This window comes from Micromonospora sp. NPDC049240, assembly GCF_040647835.1.
Classification (GTDB): Bacteria; Actinomycetota; Actinomycetes; order Mycobacteriales; family Micromonosporaceae; genus Micromonospora.
In genome coordinates this window covers 70195-85985 of sequence record NZ_JBEZCX010000010.1, presented here as the reverse complement: position 1 = coordinate 85985, position 15791 = coordinate 70195, and the positions used below count along the sequence as shown (strand labels likewise).

The 15791-nt window shown below is 74.0% G+C and carries 17 protein-coding genes; 10 read left to right on the top strand and 7 right to left on the bottom strand.

Annotated features, from left to right (window positions below; all coding sequences use genetic code 11):
* Nucleotides 1-86: 86 nt before the first annotated feature.
* The 5 genes from lepB (AB0B02_RS17050) to AB0B02_RS17030 are packed head-to-tail and all read left to right on the top strand — an operon-like array spanning nucleotide 87 to nucleotide 3273.
* The gene (gene lepB, locus AB0B02_RS17050) at nucleotides 87-968 is read left to right on the top strand and encodes a signal peptidase I (RefSeq protein ID WP_357301118.1); all 882 of its coding nucleotides are present in this window, start codon (nucleotides 87-89) and stop codon (nucleotides 966-968) included.
* Entirely contained in the window at nucleotides 965-1597 is a 633-nt protein-coding gene (gene lepB, locus AB0B02_RS17045; RefSeq protein ID WP_281935690.1) for a signal peptidase I, read from the top strand. Before lepB (AB0B02_RS17050) ends, lepB (AB0B02_RS17045) begins: the two co-directional genes overlap by 4 nt.
* 46 nt (nucleotides 1598-1643) lie before the next feature.
* Entirely contained in the window at nucleotides 1644-2111 is a 468-nt protein-coding gene (locus AB0B02_RS17040) for an NUDIX hydrolase (protein WP_281935689.1), read from the top strand.
* On the top strand, nucleotides 2105-2953 hold the full coding sequence (locus AB0B02_RS17035; RefSeq protein ID WP_357301113.1) for a ribonuclease HII: 849 nt from the start codon (nucleotides 2105-2107) through the stop codon (nucleotides 2951-2953). The genes AB0B02_RS17040 and AB0B02_RS17035 overlap by 7 nt, the downstream gene beginning before the upstream one ends.
* Nucleotides 2950-3273: a DUF2469 domain-containing protein gene (locus AB0B02_RS17030; protein ID WP_007075222.1), complete on the top strand. Its 324-nt coding sequence runs from the start codon at nucleotides 2950-2952 to the stop codon at nucleotides 3271-3273. Before AB0B02_RS17035 ends, AB0B02_RS17030 begins: the two co-directional genes overlap by 4 nt.
* A 37-nt stretch (nucleotides 3274-3310) precedes the next feature.
* Here the strand turns inward: AB0B02_RS17030 and AB0B02_RS17025 are convergent, their stop codons facing one another.
* Together AB0B02_RS17025 and AB0B02_RS17020 are read right to left on the bottom strand one after the other, a co-directional pair.
* Entirely contained in the window at nucleotides 3311-4417 is a 1107-nt protein-coding gene (locus AB0B02_RS17025) for a sulfite oxidase (RefSeq protein WP_357301110.1), read from the bottom strand.
* Nucleotides 4414-5064 carry an SAM-dependent methyltransferase gene (locus AB0B02_RS17020; RefSeq protein ID WP_357301107.1) on the bottom strand — a complete coding sequence of 217 codons (651 nt, stop codon included), beginning with the start codon at nucleotides 5062-5064 and terminating at the stop codon, nucleotides 4414-4416. Before AB0B02_RS17020 ends, AB0B02_RS17025 begins: the two co-directional genes overlap by 4 nt.
* A 131-nt stretch (nucleotides 5065-5195) precedes the next feature.
* On the opposite strand from AB0B02_RS17020, the gene AB0B02_RS17015 reads away from it, so the two are divergent.
* The gene (locus tag AB0B02_RS17015; RefSeq protein WP_357301104.1) at nucleotides 5196-5909 is read left to right on the top strand and encodes a M23 family metallopeptidase; all 714 of its coding nucleotides are present in this window, start codon (nucleotides 5196-5198) and stop codon (nucleotides 5907-5909) included.
* Here the strand turns inward: AB0B02_RS17015 and AB0B02_RS17010 are convergent.
* The 5 genes from AB0B02_RS17010 to AB0B02_RS16990 form a co-directional block, all read right to left on the bottom strand.
* Nucleotides 5843-7024 (bottom strand): aminotransferase class V-fold PLP-dependent enzyme, encoded by a 1182-nt coding sequence (locus AB0B02_RS17010; RefSeq protein ID WP_357301101.1) that lies wholly within the window; start codon nucleotides 7022-7024, stop codon nucleotides 5843-5845. The two genes, AB0B02_RS17015 and AB0B02_RS17010, sit on opposite strands and share 67 nt — an antisense overlap.
* Before the next feature lie 43 nt (nucleotides 7025-7067).
* Complete coding sequence (locus AB0B02_RS17005; RefSeq protein ID WP_357301098.1) at nucleotides 7068-8117, bottom strand: tyrosine recombinase XerC; 1050 nt, start codon at nucleotides 8115-8117, stop codon at nucleotides 7068-7070.
* 198 nt (nucleotides 8118-8315) lie between these two features.
* Nucleotides 8316-9524 carry a DNA-processing protein DprA gene (locus AB0B02_RS17000; RefSeq protein WP_357301095.1) on the bottom strand — a complete coding sequence of 403 codons (1209 nt, stop codon included), beginning with the start codon at nucleotides 9522-9524 and terminating at the stop codon, nucleotides 8316-8318.
* Nucleotides 9521-11041, bottom strand: a complete 1521-nt coding sequence (locus AB0B02_RS16995) for a YifB family Mg chelatase-like AAA ATPase (protein WP_357301092.1) — start codon at nucleotides 11039-11041, stop codon at nucleotides 9521-9523. The genes AB0B02_RS17000 and AB0B02_RS16995 overlap by 4 nt, the downstream gene beginning before the upstream one ends.
* 1 nt (nucleotide 11042) lies before the next feature.
* A complete protein-coding gene (locus AB0B02_RS16990; RefSeq protein WP_357301089.1) occupies nucleotides 11043-11402 on the bottom strand; it encodes a YraN family protein in 360 nt (119 codons plus the stop codon).
* A 224-nt stretch (nucleotides 11403-11626) separates the two neighbouring features.
* Here AB0B02_RS16990 and AB0B02_RS16985 point away from each other — a divergent pair, with 224 nt between their 5' ends.
* The 4 genes from AB0B02_RS16985 (at nucleotide 11627) to pyrH (ending at nucleotide 15738) form a co-directional block, all read left to right on the top strand.
* The gene (locus AB0B02_RS16985) at nucleotides 11627-12724 is read left to right on the top strand and encodes a hypothetical protein (RefSeq protein WP_357301086.1); all 1098 of its coding nucleotides are present in this window, start codon (nucleotides 11627-11629) and stop codon (nucleotides 12722-12724) included.
* A gap of 231 nt (nucleotides 12725-12955) precedes the next feature.
* Nucleotides 12956-13849: a 30S ribosomal protein S2 gene (rpsB, locus tag AB0B02_RS16980; protein WP_357301083.1), complete on the top strand. Its 894-nt coding sequence runs from the start codon at nucleotides 12956-12958 to the stop codon at nucleotides 13847-13849.
* A gap of 141 nt (nucleotides 13850-13990) precedes the next feature.
* Nucleotides 13991-14818, top strand: a complete 828-nt coding sequence (gene tsf / locus AB0B02_RS16975) for a translation elongation factor Ts (RefSeq protein ID WP_357301080.1) — start codon at nucleotides 13991-13993, stop codon at nucleotides 14816-14818.
* A gap of 152 nt (nucleotides 14819-14970) precedes the next feature.
* Entirely contained in the window at nucleotides 14971-15738 is a 768-nt protein-coding gene (pyrH, locus tag AB0B02_RS16970) for a UMP kinase (protein ID WP_036345766.1), read from the top strand.
* Nucleotides 15739-15791 lie beyond the last annotated feature (53 nt).

Below are 15791 nucleotides of genomic sequence, written 5' to 3'. Positions count from 1 at the left end.
GCGCGAAGCGGTCCACTGCCGCCCGTGGGGTCTTCGAGGAGACTCCCGGGCGGTAGTGTCGTTTTCGCGGCGATCCGGAGAGTGGCATGGTGCAGATGCTTGACGAGGACGGCACCGTCGATCCCTGGCGCCGGCGGTCCCGGCGTTCCCGACGGCAGATGCCGCTCTGGCAGGAGTTGCCGCTGCTGCTCGTCGTGGCGTTCTGCCTCGCGGTGCTGATCCGCACGTTCCTGCTCCAGGCCTTCTTCATCCCGTCCGGGTCGATGGAGAACACGCTGCTCATCGGCGACCGGGTGCTGGTCAACAAGGTCGTCTACGACATGCGCGACCCGGTCCGCGGCGAGGTCGTGGTGTTCCGGGGCACCGACCGCTGGGTCGCCCAGGAGGCGCCGGCCCCGCCGACCAACCTCGCCGGCAAGGTCGGCCGCACGCTCGGCGACCTGGTCGGGGTCAGCCGCCCCGGCGAGAAGGACTTCATCAAGCGCGTCATCGGGGTGCCGGGCGACAAGGTCTGGTGCTGTGACGACGGCCGCGTCGTGGTCAACGGCACGCCGCTGGAGGAGCAGGCGTACGTCTCCGAGGACTCCCCGGTCGACCTGCCGCCCAACCCGAAGGAGTGCCGCTCCCGGCAGTTCACCGAGGTGGTGGTGCCGCCCGGGCAGATCTTCGTGATGGGCGACCACCGACTGGTGTCGCAGGACGCCCGCTGCCAGGGGCCGGTGCCGATCGACAACGTGGTCGGCCGGGCCTTCATGATCGTCTGGCCGTCCGAGCGGTGGACCAGCCTGCCCGTACCCAAGACGTTCGCGGACCTGCCCCGCGCGGACGCCGCGCCGGCCCGTCCGGTCCCGATCGATCCCGACCCGCTGGGGGGTGTCGTCCTGATTCTTCCGGTCGCGGCCACGCTGGCCGTTCTCCCGGGTTCGGGGCGACTGCGCCGCACCGGTGGACGTAGGCTCCTCCCGTGATTGACGAGCAGACCGAAAAGCCGCGCAGCTCCTTCTGGAAGGAACTGCCCATCCTCCTGGGTGTGGCGATCCTGGTCGCAGTGCTGGTTCGTGCCTTCGTGCTGCAGACCTTCTTCATTCCGTCCCCGTCCATGGAGAACACCCTCGCGATCGACGATCGGGTGCTGGTCAACAAGCTGGTCTACGACTTCCGCTCGCCGCACCGCGGTGAGGTGATCGTCTTCAAGGCGCCCACCGAGTGGAGTGGCAACCCCAACGGTGAGGACTTCATCAAGCGGGTGATCGGCGTCGGGGGCGACCACGTGGTCTGCTGCGACCGCACCGGCGGCCAGGAGCGGCTGGTCATCAACGGCAAGCCGATCGACGAGCCGTTCGTCTTCCCCGGCAACAAGCCCGCCGACCAGGACTTCGACATCACCGTGCCGAAGGGTCGGCTGTGGGTGATGGGCGATCACCGGGAGGCCTCCGGCGACTCACTGGAGCACTGGCAGCAGTCCGGTGAGGACATCACCGAGGCCACCATCCCGGAGGGTGAGGTCGTCGGCCGGGCCTTCACGATCTTCTGGCCGGTCGACCGGGCCACCTGGCTCACCGTGCCCAAGCAGTTCGACGGCATCCCCAATCCCTGACCGGAGCGCGTGGTCGTTCGTCGGAGGCGTCTGGCAGGCTGGTGCGGTGACCGTCTACACCCCTCGTCGCGCGGCCCGGGTGCTGCTGATCGACGCCGCCGGCCGGGTGCTGCTGTTCGAGGGCAGCGATCCGGGCCGGCCGGGGCACCGCTACTGGTTCACCCCGGGCGGCGGGCTCGACCCGGGGGAGACCCCGGCGCAGGGCGCGGCGCGGGAGTTGGCCGAGGAGACCGGCCTCCGGCTGACGCCGGCCGAGCTGGGCGCGCCGGTCTGGTCGGAGACCGTCGAGTTCCCGTTCGACGGCGTCTGGTACCGCCAGGAGCAGGAGTTCTTCCTCGTCCGGGTGCCCGGGTGGGAGGTCGACACCGCCGGCTTCGACGAGATCGAGCGGGCCAGCGTGCACGGGCACCGCTGGTGGGTGGTGACCGACCTGGCCGCCACCACCGAGCGCTACTACCCGCCCGACCTGCCCGACCGGCTCGGCCGGGTGCTGACCGGGGGTGGCACGTGCTGACCCCGCCGCGCACGGTGGTGCGCCGCGACGGCGGCCTCTACGCGTTGGAGCGGGCGCTGCAACGGCGCGGCTTCCGGCACGTGGCGGGCGCCGACGAGGCCGGCCGGGGCGCCTGTGCCGGGCCGCTGGTGGCCGCCGCCGCGGTGCTGCCCGAGGGGCGGCGCGGTGAGATCGACGAACTGGCCGACTCGAAGCTGCTCACCCCGGCGGCCCGCGAGCGGGTCTACCACGAGGTGGTGGCCCGGGCCCTGGCGTACGCCGTGGTGATCATCCCGGCCGAGGAGGTCGACGCGCGCGGGCTGCACGTGTGCAACCTGGCCGCGATGCGCCGCGCGCTCGCCTCGCTCGACACCCGGCCGGACTACGTACTGACCGACGGCTTCGGGGTGGACGGGCTCGATGTGCCGGGGCTGGCGGTCTGGAAGGGGGACCGGGTGGCGGCCTGCGTCGCGGCGGCGAGCGTGCTCGCCAAGGTCACCCGGGACCGCATCATGGTGGAGCTGGACGGGCGCTTCCCGGGCTACGGCTTCGCCGAGCACAAGGGCTACATCACCGCGGAGCACAGCGCGGCGCTGCGGGAGCGGGGGCCCTGCCGGGAACACCGGTTCTCGTACGTGAACGTGGCGGCCGTCTCCGGGCGGGACGGCCGGCCGCCGCGGGCCCGCCGCCCGGCCGGCGGGGAGCCGACGACACCGGTCACCGGTCGTGGGGCCGGGGGTCGGGACGAGCCGATGGAGCACTCCGGCCCGCCAGGGGGTACCGTCGGCGTGGCGTTGGGCGAGCAGCCTCGACCTCCGGTGTCGGTGGGGGAAGATGTGGTCATGGAAGGCGGAGTGCGATGAGCGCGGAAGATCTCGAGAAGTACGAGACCGAGATGGAGCTGCAGCTCTACCGGGAGTACCGCGACATTGTCCGTCAGTTCTCCTACGTGGTGGAGACCGAGCGCCGTTTCTACCTGGCGAATCAGGTGGACCTGCACGTCCGCAACTCCGACGGTGAGGTCTACTTCGAGGTCGAGATGCACGACGCCTGGGTGTGGGACATGTACCGTCCTGCCCGTTTCGTCAAGAACGTCCGAGTAATGACGTTCAAGGACGTCAATGTGGAAGAGCTCGAAAAGCCCGACATCTCGCTTCCCGCGGATTCGGGCTTCGGCGGCTGAGCCGGGCGGGCCGAACCGCCCCGCCGCCGGGCGCGGATCACTCCGCCGGCACGACCACCTCGACGCGCTGCACCAGGTTGTTCGCGAACCCACCCCGGTTCCACGGCTGCTCGACCGGCTGGGTCCGCCCCGAGGCGTCAGTCGCCCGCGCCCCCAGCACGTACCGCCCCGGCGTCGCCGTCCACGCCACCGACCACCGGCGCCACGCCCACCCGCCCCCGGTGGGCTCGTCCAGACGCGCCGGCGTCCAGGTGTCGCCGCCGTCGAACGTCACCTCGACCGACGTCACCGGCGCGTGCCCCGACCAGGCGCGACCGTCCACCGTGCACGGCCCGGGCCGCAGCACCCGCGTGCGGGACATGAAATCCGGGAACCCGGGCGGACGCACCAGCGCGCGGGGCTCGATCCGGGTCACCGGCACGCCCGGGTCGACGGCGTCGGTCCGCAGCCGGTAGGCCACCGCGTTCTGGTAACCGTCGAACGGCTCCGTCGTCACCCGGATGTCGCGCAGCCACTTGACGTGCGCCATGCCGTACCAGCCGGGCACGATGAGCCGCAGCGGGGCGCCGTGCTGCGGCAGCAACGGAGCGCCGTTCATCTCGTACGCCAGCAGCACCTCCTCGCGCAGCGCGTCGGGCACCGGCAGCGCGCGTTGGTAGTCCTGCTCGATGCCGCGCTCCACCCCGTGGTCGGCGCCGGTGAACACCACGTCGACCGCGTCGGCGGACAGGCCGGCCTCGCGCAGCAGCGGAGCCAGCGGGGTGCCCGTCCACTCGGCGTTGCCCACCGCCTCCACCAGCCAGGGCTGGCTGACCGGCCGCGGATGCAGCAACGCCCGTCCGTTGCCGGCGCACTCCAGCGTGACCTGCCGGGTGACCCGGGGCCGGGCGCGCAACGTCGCCAGGTCCAGCCGGAGCGGACGCTCGACCGCCCCGGACACGGTCAGCGTGTGCCCGGCCGGGTCCACGTCCGGGATGTCGTAGTGGATGAGCAGGTAGTGCAGGCCCGCCGGCGTCACGTCGTACCGCAACGCCTCCAGCGGGATGCCGTGGTTGCGCGCGGCGAGCTGAAGCTCCTCGACGCTGATCGCCTCGTCCGGCCCGGCGACCCGCGAGGGGCGGCTGACGTCGTCCACAGAGGTCATCGCTGCTCCAACTCGTCGTACCCCACGAACTCGAACATCCGCACCGCCGGGGCGAGCGGCCGGGGCGGGCCGGTGAAGCGGTGCGCGCCGACCCCCACCCCGTCGGCCGGGCTGCTCACCGCCACCGGCACGAAGCCCTCCTCGGCGAACCAGTCGCAGATGACGGGCACCAGGTTCGGCTCCCGCCGGTGCCGGGTCCACAGCACCGTGCCACCGGTGGCGCAGAGCGACGCACAGTGTCGCACCGTCGACCGGATGTCGTCGTCGTCGATATTGCCGAAGATGCCGCAGGCCAGCACCAGGTCCGCCGGGACCAGGTCGGCGTAGCGGTCGGTCAGGGCCGCGTCGCCGGTGACGACCTCCACGCCGGTCAGCCCCGCCTCGGCGGCGGCCCGGCGGGCCGGTTCGGTGTTGCGCGGATCCAACTCGACCAGGCGGGCGGTCACGTCCCGGCCGCGGGGATGGGTGGCGAGCACCGGGATCAGGTCGCGTCCCTGGCCGGCGCAGAGGCTGATCGCGCGCAGCGGGCCGGGCGGCGCCGCGTCCAGCGCCTCGACGATCCGGTGCCGCACCTCGACGAGCCGCCGGGACAGCGCCGAGTCGGGTTGGTCGTAGTCGCGGTGCCAGGCGTGCCAGTCCTTCGTCACGCGGCCAGCATAGGCGGATCTGCCATAGCAGATCCGTCCCGAGTTCGGGCGTCGTCCACAAGCGGGTGTCCGTCCACAGGGTCGTCCGTGAGCGGTGGCCGGACGCCGGGCGGCGCGGGCAGAGTGCCGGCATGGCTACCCCGATCGGTCGCGCCGGTTCGGCCGTGCTGCTGGTGCTGCTCCTCACGCCGGGCCCGTCCGCCGAGCCGTCGCACCGCCTGGCCCCGGCCGGCGCCGTACACCCGGCAGGTCCAACGCTGGTCCGGGCTTCCCCTCCGAACGGCGCCGCGCCGTTGGTCGGTCGACCGGTGTCGGCGGCGCCGGGAACCGGTCCGGCGGCACGTTTCCGGTGGCCGTTGCCGGGCCCACCCCGGGTGGCCCGGCGGTTCGACCCGCCACCCCGGCCCTGGCTGCCCGGGCACCGGGGCGTGGACCTCGTCGCCGGGGCGGGTGCCGAGGTGCGCGCCGCCGGATCGGGAACGGTCCTCTTCGCCGGCGCGGTGGCCGGCCGGCCGGTGCTCACAGTCGGGCACGGTGACGGGCTGCGCACCACCTACGAGCCGGTCCGCTCCCGGCTCGCGGCCGGCACCCGGGTCGACGCCGGCACCCCGGTCGGCGAGCTGCTCGCCGGCCACCCCGGTTGCGCCGCCGCAGCCTGCCTGCACTGGGGACTGCGCCACGGCGACGACTACCTGGACCCGCTCGCCCTGCTCGGGCTGGGCCGGGTCCGACTCCTCCCACTCAACCCGACGCCAGCCACGCCGGCCGACCCGGGCGCTCAGCCCTGGGCGAGCAACGTGGGCAGCCGCACCGCCAGCCGGTCGTACTCCTCCGGGGTGTTGTAGACCTGGCCGCACAGCCGCAGGTAACCCCGGCCGTTCCAGCCGGCCACCGACACCTCGGCGGCCAGCCGCTCCGCGATCCGGGCCCGCAGCGCCCGGGCCGCGTCCAGCGTCGTCGCGACGCCGGGCGGCAGCGGCACGAGACGCATGGCGACCGCCGGTCCGCCGGGCGCCGGCAGCCGCTCCGGCGCCACCCCCAGCGCGTCCCCGACCACCCGTTGCCCGTACGCGGCCAGCGCCGCGTTGTGCGCGCGCACCCGGTCCACGCCGAGGCTGCGCAGCGTGAACACGCCGACCGGGGCGGCCAGCCAACCGGTGTAGTCGTCGGTGGCCTGCCACTCGACCCGGGTGGGGAACCCGCTGCCCTGCTCCCACGAGACGACGAGCGGCTGGATCCGCTCCCGCCACGGCTCCGCCACCACCAGCGCGGCGGTGCCGCGCGGCGCGTACGCCCACTTGTGCAGGTTGCCGACCCAGAAGTCGGCGCCGATCGACGCCACCGTGGCCGGCAGCATGCCCGGCGCGTGCGCCGCGTCCACCAGCACCGGCACCTCCCGTTCCCGGGCCACCGCGACGAGCGCCGCCGCCGGGAACAGCCGGGCGGTCGGCGAGGTGAGCTGGTCGACGATCAGTAACCGGGTCCGCCCGGGGCGCAGCCCGGCCCGGACGATCTCGACGATCTCCTCGTCGGTGGCCGTCAACGGCACCGGCAGGGTCCGGGACACCGCCCCGGTCCGCTCGCACTCCCGGGCCACCGACAGGGCGACCGCGCCGTACCCGTGGTCGGTGGTCAGCACCTCGTCGCCGGGGCGCAGCCGCAGCGACTGCAACACCACGGCCGCGCCGGTGGTGGCGTTGCCAACCAGGGCGGTGCCGTCCGGGTCGGCGCCGAGGAAGGTGGCCAGGTGCCGCCGGGCGTGGGTGATCCGGTCGACCAGGCCCTGGCCGAAGAACCGCATCGGATTGGCCTCCATCTCGTCGCGCAGCCGCTGCTGGGCGCGCTGCACGACGACCGGCACGGCACCGAACGAGCCGTGGTTGAGGTGGCTGACGGACGGGTCGAGGGAGAAGAGCAGCCGAGCCCCGGGAATCGGCTCGGGCGGCTGCGGCACCGTCATCCGTCGATGGTAGCCCGCCGTGGATCACCGCCGGCCGGTTCCGTCAGGCCCGTGGGTGCGCCTGCCGGTAGGCCGCCCGCAGCCGCTCGACCGAGACGTGTGTGTAGATCTGCGTGCTGGCCAGCGACGAGTGCCCGAGCAGCTCCTGCACGGCGCGCAGGTCCGCGCCGCCTTCGAGCAGATGGGTGGCGGCCGAGTGGCGCAGCCCGTGCGGGGTCACCCGCGGCACGCCGGCCGCGGCGGTCCAGCCGGCCACGATCCGCCGGGCGGTCGTCGGGTTCAGCCGCCCGCCCCGGGCCCCGAGCAGCAGCGCGCGGCCCGAGCCGGGCACCACCAGGGCGGGCCGGCCGGCGTCGAGCCACGCGTCCAGGGCGCGCTGCGCCGGGACCCCGTACGGCACCGCCCGCTCCCGGCCGCCCTTGCCCAGCACGCGTACCACCCGGCGGCCCTGGTCGACGTCCGTGACGTCCAGGCCGCACGCCTCGCTGATCCGCACCCCGGTGCCGTAGAGCAGTTCGAGCAGCAGCCGGTCCCGCAGCAGCACCGCCTCCGGCGGACCGGCTCCGTCGCCCGCACCGGCTCCGTCGCCCGCACCGGCCCCGTCGCCCGCGTCGGGTTCGGTCTCGGCGGGTAGTCCCGTGTCCCGGTCGGCGGCCTCGGCGGCCCGTGCCGGTGCGTCCATCAGGGCGGCGGCCTGATCGGCGCGCAGGACGGTGGGCAGGTCCCGGCGGGCCCGGGGGCTGGCCAGCGGCGCGGCGATGTCGCCGGGAAGCAGGCCGGCCCGGTGCGCCCAGGCGCTGAAGGTCCGGGCGGCGGCGGCCCGCCGGGCCAGCGTCGTCCGGGCGGTCCCCATGGTCCGCTGCCGGGCCAGCCAACTGCGCAGCACCGCGAGGTCCAGCTCGGGCAGGTCGGCGCAGCCCATCCGCGCCGCGTGGTCCAGCAGTGAGACCACGTCCGTGACGTACGCCCGGACGGTGTGCGCGGAGCGGTTCCGCACCCGGGACAGGTGGTCGGCGAAGTCGTCCACCGCCGCACGCATGGCGGTGGGCAGCGCCGCGTGGAGGTCGCGGGTGCCGCCGCGTCGTCCGCTCATGCCCACCTCGTCGTCGATCCCGCGCCGGCGGGGGCCCCGTGGTCGGGATGAGCCTACGGGCACCGGGTGAGACACTCGGGTGCCGACAGGCGGACGCGCGCTGCCCGCCACAGTCTCTCGTACGGTCCGTCCACCGTGGCCTGCCGGACGCGATCCGGGGTCTCGTCGCGGAGCTGGAGACCGGGGAGCGGAACGTGGTCACCCGTCTCCGGTCCGGGCGTCCGTCCGCCTGACGGTCGCCGGCGGGGGAGCCAACGCGTACCCGCCGTCGCGGCGCACCACGAGGTGGAGTTCCTCCAGCAGCGACAGCTTCCGCATGGCCGTCCGGATGTCCACGCCGGCCCGGGCGGCCAGCGCCTCCAGCCCGATCACGCCGCGGCGCGGAAACGTCTCCACCAGCAGCGTGGCCTCGTCGTCGAGCTGGTCGGTGGGCCGACTCGGCCCGCGTACGGGCGGGGCGAGGTCCGCGCCGATCCGACCCACCTCCTCCAGCACGTGTGCCACGCCGGTGACCAGGCGGGCCCTCGGCTCCTCGCGGAGGATCTCGTGGGCGCCGACGGACATGGCCGACGTGACCGGACCCGGAACGACCATGGCCGGGCGGTTGAGGGCGAGCGCCCGTCTCGTCGTCTGGGTCGCCCCGCTGCGGGCGGACGCCTCCACCAGCACGGTGCCGAGGGTGCCGGCGGCGATCACGCGATTCCGGATGAGGAACCGGGGACGCAGGGGCTCCGCCCCGGGCAGCCATTCGCCGAGCAGCAACCCGGACTCGGCGATCCGGTCGAAGAGCGCGGCGTTACCCATCGGGTAGGGCCGGTCGATCCCGCACGCCAGGACGCTCACCGTCACCCCGCCGGCGTTCAGCGCGCCTCGGTGCGCCGCCGCGTCGACGCCGAAGGCACCCCCGGAGACCACGGTCCAGCCCCGGTCGGCGAGACCGTAGCCGAGCTCGGTCGCCACGTGCAGGCCGTACGCGGTCGCGGCCCGGGCGCCGACCACGGCCACGGAACGCTCCAGGGATTCGTCCAGTCGCGGGGCGCCGCGCAGCCACAGGCACAGCGGCGGGGCGGTTTCCAGGTCCACCCGCCGGCTGGCGTCGGGCAGTCGGAGACGGCGCAGGTCGGCGAGTCGAACCGGCCACTCGGCGTCCTCCGGGCAGATGACGCGGGCACCGAGCCGTTCCGCGCGGGCCAGCGCGTCAGCGGCGGCACCGCGTGCGTCACCGCTGGCGCGGCGGGCCGCCACGGTGGCGCGGAGCCGGTCCTCGGGTGCGCCGCCGTCGAGCAGCAGGTCCAGCGTGGCGATCGGGCCGATCGAGTCCACCAGCCGGTACACGGTCCAGGTGCCGGGCTCGGCGAGCCAGGTCAACGCCAGCCGGGCGAGCAGCCGCTCCTCTCCGGTGCTCATGCGGCCGCTCCCGTCCTGAGTTGGAGGGCCTCCAGCACGTCCTGCCGGTCCGGGCGTGCTCGCCCGTCCAGGTCGGCGACGGTCCAGGCCATCCGGATGACGCGATCGAAGCCGCGTGCGGAGATCGATCCGGAGTCCAGCCGGGCGCGAAGCTCAGCGGTGTCGTCGGCGGGGAGCCGCCACGGTGGACGACGGAGGAGCGGCCCCGGTATCTCGGCGTTGAGCCGGTGCCCGGTGCCGGCCCACCGGTCGGCGGCGGCTCGTCGGGCCGCGGCGACGCGGGCGGCGACCGTCGACGAGGACTCGCTCACGGTCACCGTCTCCATCAGCTCCGCCGCGGTCACCGGCATCAGTTGCACCTGCACGTCGACCCGGTCGAGCAGCGGCCCCGAGAGCCGGCCGAGGTAGCGCCGCCGGGCCTGCGGGGCGCACTCGCAGTCGGCGTCGCCGGACGGCTTCGCGCAGGGGCAGGGGTTGGCGGCCAGCACCAGTTGGGAACGGGCCGGGTACTCAACGGCGCCCCGGGTGCGGGCGACCCGGACCCGTCCGCTCTCCAGCGGCTGGCGCAACGCCTCCAGCGCGCCCTTGCTGAACTCCGGTGCCTCGTCGAGGAAGAGCACGCCCCGGTGGGCCAGCGACACGGCGCCGGGCCGGGCCAGCCCGGAGCCGCCACCGACCAGCGCGGGCACCGTGGTGGTGTGGTGCGGCGCCTGGAACGGTGGGCGGCGCAGCAACCCGCCGCCGGGCGGCAGCAGGCCGGCGATCGAGTACAGCGCCGTCACCTCCAGAGCGGCCTCGTCGTCCAGCGCGGGCAGGATCGACGGCAGCCGTTCGGCGAGCATGGTCTTGCCGGCCCCGGGCGGGCCGAGCAGGGCGAGGTGGTGGCCGCCGGCGGCGGCGATCTCCAGTGCCCGCCGGCCGAAGGGCTGCCCGGCGACGTCGCTGAGGTCGGGACCGGTGGGCGCGCCGGCCGGCGGCGGCTCCGGTGAGGCGAGCAGTGGCACGCCGCCGCGGACGTGCGCGACGAGCCGGTGCAGCGTGTCGACCCCGTGCACCCGTACGCCGGGGATGACGGCGGCTTCCGCGGCGTTGCCGGCCGGCACCACGACGCGCGGGCAGCCGGCCCGGGCGGCGGCGGCGACCATGGGCAGGGCGCCCCGGACCGGGCGGACCGCGCCGTCGAGACCGAGTTCGCCGAGGACGACGGTGCCCTCCAGGGCGACCGGCGGTAGTTCGCCGGAACCGGCGAGCACGGCGACGGCGATGGCGAGGTCGAACGCGGAACCGTACTTGGGCAGGGTGGCGGGGAGCAGGTTGAGTGTGATCCGCCGGTTGGGCCACTTCTGGCCGGAGTTGACGATGGCGGCGCGAACCCGGTCGCGGGCCTCGTGCAGCGCGGTGTCCGGCAGGCCGGAGATGAGCACCGCCGGCAGGCCGGGCGCGAGGTCGGCCTCCACCTCGACCACCTGCCCGGACACGCCGGCCAGCCCGACGCTGAGGACCTTGGCGTAGCCCATGTCAGAACGCGCCCCGGAGGTGTTCCACGCGGGCGTGGCCGGCGGCCGGCAACCGGACCGAGAGCACGTCGAAACGGACCTCGTCGGCGGTGGTGCCGGTCTCGGCGAGCCAGCGGGCGGCCAGGCCGCGCAGCCGGCGTGCCTTGGCCCGGACCACGGCCTCGGCGGGGGAGCCGTACCGCTCGGTGCGCCGCGTCTTCACCTCGCAGAAGGCGAGGACCGCCCCTTCCCAGGCGATGATGTCGATCTCCCCGTCGGGGCAGCGCCAGTTGCGGGCGATCGGGCGTAGCCCGGTCTCGATCAGGTGCCGCAGCGCGCACCGTTCGCCGTAGGCGCCGACGGCCTGGTTCCGGTTCGTCATGCCGGTCAGGATGCGACCGACGGGCGTGGTCGTGCGGGGCTGCCGTCGCTGGTCTGTGGACGACGGTGGGGTTGTGGACGGGCACCCGATCTCGCGCCCGATCTGCTAAAGGGACGATCCGCGAGGACACTCCCCGTGATCGCACGACGACCGGGCGGTGTGGGGATGAGCTGCGGTGACGCTTCGGCCGACCCGAATGGCGTGGCTGGTGCCGGTCGCATACCGTGCCCGTCGTGGACGGACGACGGAGCTATCCCGAGGATCAGCAGGAACCGCGGTGGGGTGACCGCGGGTACGAGTCGGACTGGCGAGCCGCGGGCGAGCCGCGCTACCGCGACGACGACTACCGCGCCCCGGAGCAGCGGGCGGGCGAGGGTCGGTACGCGGACCCGGGTCGGTACTCCGCCGCCGATCCGCTCGTCGACGACACGAGTGGTTGGCGGTCACAGCGACCGGACGACCCGGAGGTCTCCGGTGAGCTGCCGGGGCGGGCCGGCCGGCGGGCGGCACGCGAGTCGGCGGCCGGGCACGGGGACGACCGGCTCGGCGCGGTGTCGCGCAGCGGCGTCGACGCGCTCGGCACCGCGTCGCGCGGCGCGCCGGACCCGCTCGGGTCGCGCGGAATCGACGCCCTCGCCGGGGGCGCCGACCCGGCCCGACCCGCCTCGTTCGGGAGTTTCGGCGCGGACGCCCCGGCCGGAGGTGCCGTTTCGGCAGGTTCGGGCTCGTTCGGGGGGTTCGGCGCGGACGCCCCGGCCGGGAGCGGCGATCCGGCGCGTCCGGGCCCGCTCGGCGGCTACCCGATCGTGGAGACCGGCCGGTCGGCGGAGCCCGCCACGGCCGGCGGGACGCAGATCTCGGTGGGCGGCCGGCCGAGCCCGGGTGCGGCCACCTCGCTGACCATCGGCGAGCGTCCGACCGCCCCGGCCGAGCCGACGGCGCCGGTGAACCCGCTGGAGATGCCGACCGGCCCGATGCCGGCGGTCGTGCCCCGGTCGGACGGGCCGCCGCCCGGTGACGGCGTCTACCGGACCCGGCGTCCGGCGTTGGCGGTGCTGCTGGCGGCGCTCGTGCTGGTGCTGGAGGTGCCCGCGTTCCGGGTGTTGCTGCACGGGCTGGTGGGTGACCCGGTCTCCACGTCGCACGTCGTGGTGGGCACGTTCCTGGTGGTCGGGCTGCCGATCTTCGGCGCCGGGCTGTACGGCCTGCGCACCGGTGGGCTCGCGCTGGCCGACGGCAGCCGCGGCTGGCTCCGCCCGCCGACCGCGTACCTGACCGTGGGTCTGGTGCTCTTCGTCGCCGCCGCGCTCGCGGCCCGCTGACCCCCGGGGACCGCGCACCCCGGGGTCGGGGGGCGGAGAAGGCGCGTACACTGGTCAACTGGCGACCGCCTCGCGCGGTCGACCTCGCGTGCCCTCTCCATGGTCATTCCGTGGAGCGACGGCCTCCCTGGTCCCGGTCCTTCGTCCGGGCCCACCCTGGCCGGCGACCGGGCGCCAGGCGTCCGGCCGCCGGCCGGACGGACAACCAGGGACAACGTAGGAGTACCCACCATGGCCGTCGTGACCATGCGTCAGCTGCTGGAGAGCGGTGTGCACTTCGGGCACCAGACCCGGCGCTGGAACCCGAAGATGAAGCGCTTCATCTTCACCGAGCGCAACGGTATCTACATCATCGACCTGCGCCAGACCCTCGACTACATCGAGAAGGCGTACTCGTTCATCCGCACCACCGTCGCGGGCGGCGGCAGCATCCTGTTCGTCGGCACCAAGAAGCAGGCCCAGGAGGCCATCGCCGAGCAGGCGACCCGGGTCGGCCAGCCGTACGTCAACCACCGCTGGCTCGGTGGCATGCTGACCAACTTCCAGACCGTGTACAAGCGGCTCCAGCGGATGAAGGAGCTTGAGGCCCTGGGTGACCTGAGCGGCACCGCCGCCGGTTACACCAAGAAGGAGACCCTCCAGCTCTCCCGCGAGAAGATCAAGCTCACCAAGACCCTCGGTGGCCTGCGGGACATGCAGAAGCTCCCGGCCGCGGTCTGGATCGTCGACACCAAGAAGGAGCACATCGCCGTCGACGAGGCCCGCAAGCTGGGCATCCCGGTGATCGCCGTGCTGGACACCAACTGCGACCCGGACGAGGTCGACTTCCCGATCCCGGGTAACGACGACGCCATCCGCTCGGCCGAGCTGCTGACCAAGGTCGTCGCCGCGGCCGTCGCCGACGGTCTGATCGCGCGTTCCGGCCGTGGCCGGGGCGGCGACGAGAAGCCCGAGGCGGGCCAGGTCGGCGCCGACGAGCCGCTGGCCGAGTGGGAGCGCGAGCTGCTCGAGGAGCCGAAGAAGGCCGACGAGCAGCCCGCCGCCGCCGCTGAGCAGCCGGCCGCCGCCGAGCAGCAGCCGGCCCCGGCCGCTGCCGAGCAGCCGGCGACCGCCGCCGCGGAGTGATCGCGCCGTCGCGTCCCCGCCGGCCGGTTCTGCGCCGGCCGGCGGGGCGCGGCGGACACACCGGGCGACACCGGCCCGGTTCCGGGTAACCGGCAGTCAGACCATCCCACCGCAGTAGTCACAGACACCGAAGAGAGAGTCATGTCCAACTTCACCGCCGCGGACGTCAAGAAGCTCCGGGACCTCACCGGCGCCGGCATGATGGACTCCAAGAAGGCGCTGACCGAGGCCGAGGGCGACTTCGACAAGGCCGTCGAGATCCTGCGCGTCAAGGGCGCGAAGGACGTGGGCAAGCGGGCCGGTCGCACCGCCGCCAACGGTCTCATCGCCCACTCCGGCCAGGCGCTGCTCGAACTCAACTGCGAGACCGACTTCGTCGCCAAGAACGACGCCTTCATCGCGCTGGCCCAGCAGCTGGTCGAGCACGGCGTGACCAGTGACGCCACCAACGCCGAGGAGCTGCTCGCCAGCACCATCGACGGCAAGAGCGTGGCCGACCTGATCCAGGAGCAGTCCGCCAAGATCGGCGAGAAGCTGGTGCTGAACCGCTTCGCCAAGCTCGACGGCACCACCGCGGTCTACCTGCACCGCAAGAGCCAGGACCTGCCCCCGGCGGTCGGCGTGCTGGTGCAGTTCTCCGGCAAGACCGACGAGGCGGGCGACGCGGACGCCCGTGGCGTCGCGATGCAGATCGCCGCGATGCGGCCGAAGTACCTCACCCGCGACGAGGTGCCCGCCGAGACGGTCGAGTCCGAGCGGCGCATCGCCGAGCAGACCGCCCGCGAGGAGAACAAGCCCGAGGCTGCGCTCCCGAAGATCGTCGAGGGCCGGGTGAACGCCTTCTTCAAGGACTTCGTCCTGCTGGAGCAGGCCGCGGTCGCCGACAACAAGAAGACCGTCAAGCAGGTGCTGGCCGAGGCCGGCATCGAGGTGACCCGCTTCGTGCGGTTCGAGGTCGGCCAGGCCTGAGCCGCCACCCGGGCCGCGGGCCCGGGCAGCGAGAACGTGGACGAGGAGGCCGCCGGTGTACGCGACAGGCACCGCGGCCTCCTCGTCACATAGGGTCGGCAAGGGCAGGTACGCGACGCTCGCGCGGTGCGCGGGGAGAAGGGGCGGGGCGGATGACGCAGGTTGTGAGTGACCGGAGCCTGGCGGCGGATGACCCGACCGCCCCTCCGCCCGGCCGGTCCCGTCGGGTGGTGCTGAAGCTGTCCGGCGAGGTCTTCGGCGGCGGTGCGATCGGCGTCGACCCGGACGTGGTCCAGGGCATCGCCCGGCAGATCGCCACCGTGGTCCGCCGCGGCGTGCAGGTCTCCGTGGTGGTCGGCGGCGGCAACTTCTTCCGCGGCGCCGAGCTGCAGAAGCGTGGCATGGACCGCGCCCGCGCCGACTACATGGGCATGCTGGGCACGGTGATGAACTGCCTCGCGCTCCAGGACTTCCTGGAGAAGGAGGGCATCGAGACCCGGGTGCAGAGCGCGATCACCATGGCCCAGGTCGCCGAGCCGTACATTCCTTTGCGCGCGATCCGGCATCTGGAGAAGGGCCGGGTGGTGATCTTCGGCGCCGGCGCCGGGATGCCGTACTTCTCCACCGACACGGTGGCCGCCCAGCGCGCGCTGGAGATCCGCGCGGACGTGGTGCTGATGAGCAAGAACGGCGTGGACGCGGTCTACACCGCCGACCCCCGGATCGACCCGACGGCGAGCAAGCTCGACTCGATCACCTTCTCCGAGGTGCTGCGTCGCAACCTGCGGGTCGCCGACGCCGCCGCGTTCAGCCTCTGCATGGAGAACGGCCTGCCGATGCTGGTCTTCGGCGCCCAGGGTGACGACACGATCGTCCGCGCCGTCGGCGGTGAGAAGATCGGCACGCTGATCACCGCCTGACCGGCCCACCCGGACCGGCAGCGGTCCTCTGCCACAGCCCCAGCACAGCCCAC

Bases quoted from the DNA above. Each gene is read 5' to 3' on its own strand.
- tsf (WP_357301080.1), top strand. From the start codon at position 13,991: ATGTCCAACTTCACCGCCGCGGACGTCAAGAAGCTCCGGGACCTCACC.
- AB0B02_RS17000 (WP_357301095.1), bottom strand. From the start codon at position 9,524: ATGAGCACCGGAGAGGAGCGGCTGCTCGCCCGGCTGGCGTTGACCTGG.
- rpsB (WP_357301083.1), top strand. From the start codon at position 12,956: ATGGCCGTCGTGACCATGCGTCAGCTGCTGGAGAGCGGTGTGCACTTC.
- AB0B02_RS17010 (WP_357301101.1), bottom strand. From the start codon at position 7,024: ATGACGGTGCCGCAGCCGCCCGAGCCGATTCCCGGGGCTCGGCTGCTC.
- AB0B02_RS17005 (WP_357301098.1), bottom strand. From the start codon at position 8,117: ATGAGCGGACGACGCGGCGGCACCCGCGACCTCCACGCGGCGCTGCCC.
- AB0B02_RS17025 (WP_357301110.1), bottom strand. From the start codon at position 4,417: ATGACCTCTGTGGACGACGTCAGCCGCCCCTCGCGGGTCGCCGGGCCG.
- AB0B02_RS16990 (WP_357301089.1), bottom strand. From the start codon at position 11,402: ATGACGAACCGGAACCAGGCCGTCGGCGCCTACGGCGAACGGTGCGCG.
- lepB (WP_357301118.1), top strand. From the start codon at position 87: ATGGTGCAGATGCTTGACGAGGACGGCACCGTCGATCCCTGGCGCCGG.
- AB0B02_RS17015 (WP_357301104.1), top strand. From the start codon at position 5,196: ATGGCTACCCCGATCGGTCGCGCCGGTTCGGCCGTGCTGCTGGTGCTG.
- AB0B02_RS17030 (WP_007075222.1), top strand. From the start codon at position 2,950: ATGAGCGCGGAAGATCTCGAGAAGTACGAGACCGAGATGGAGCTGCAG.
- pyrH (WP_036345766.1), top strand. From the start codon at position 14,971: ATGACGCAGGTTGTGAGTGACCGGAGCCTGGCGGCGGATGACCCGACC.
- AB0B02_RS16995 (WP_357301092.1), bottom strand. From the start codon at position 11,041: ATGGGCTACGCCAAGGTCCTCAGCGTCGGGCTGGCCGGCGTGTCCGGG.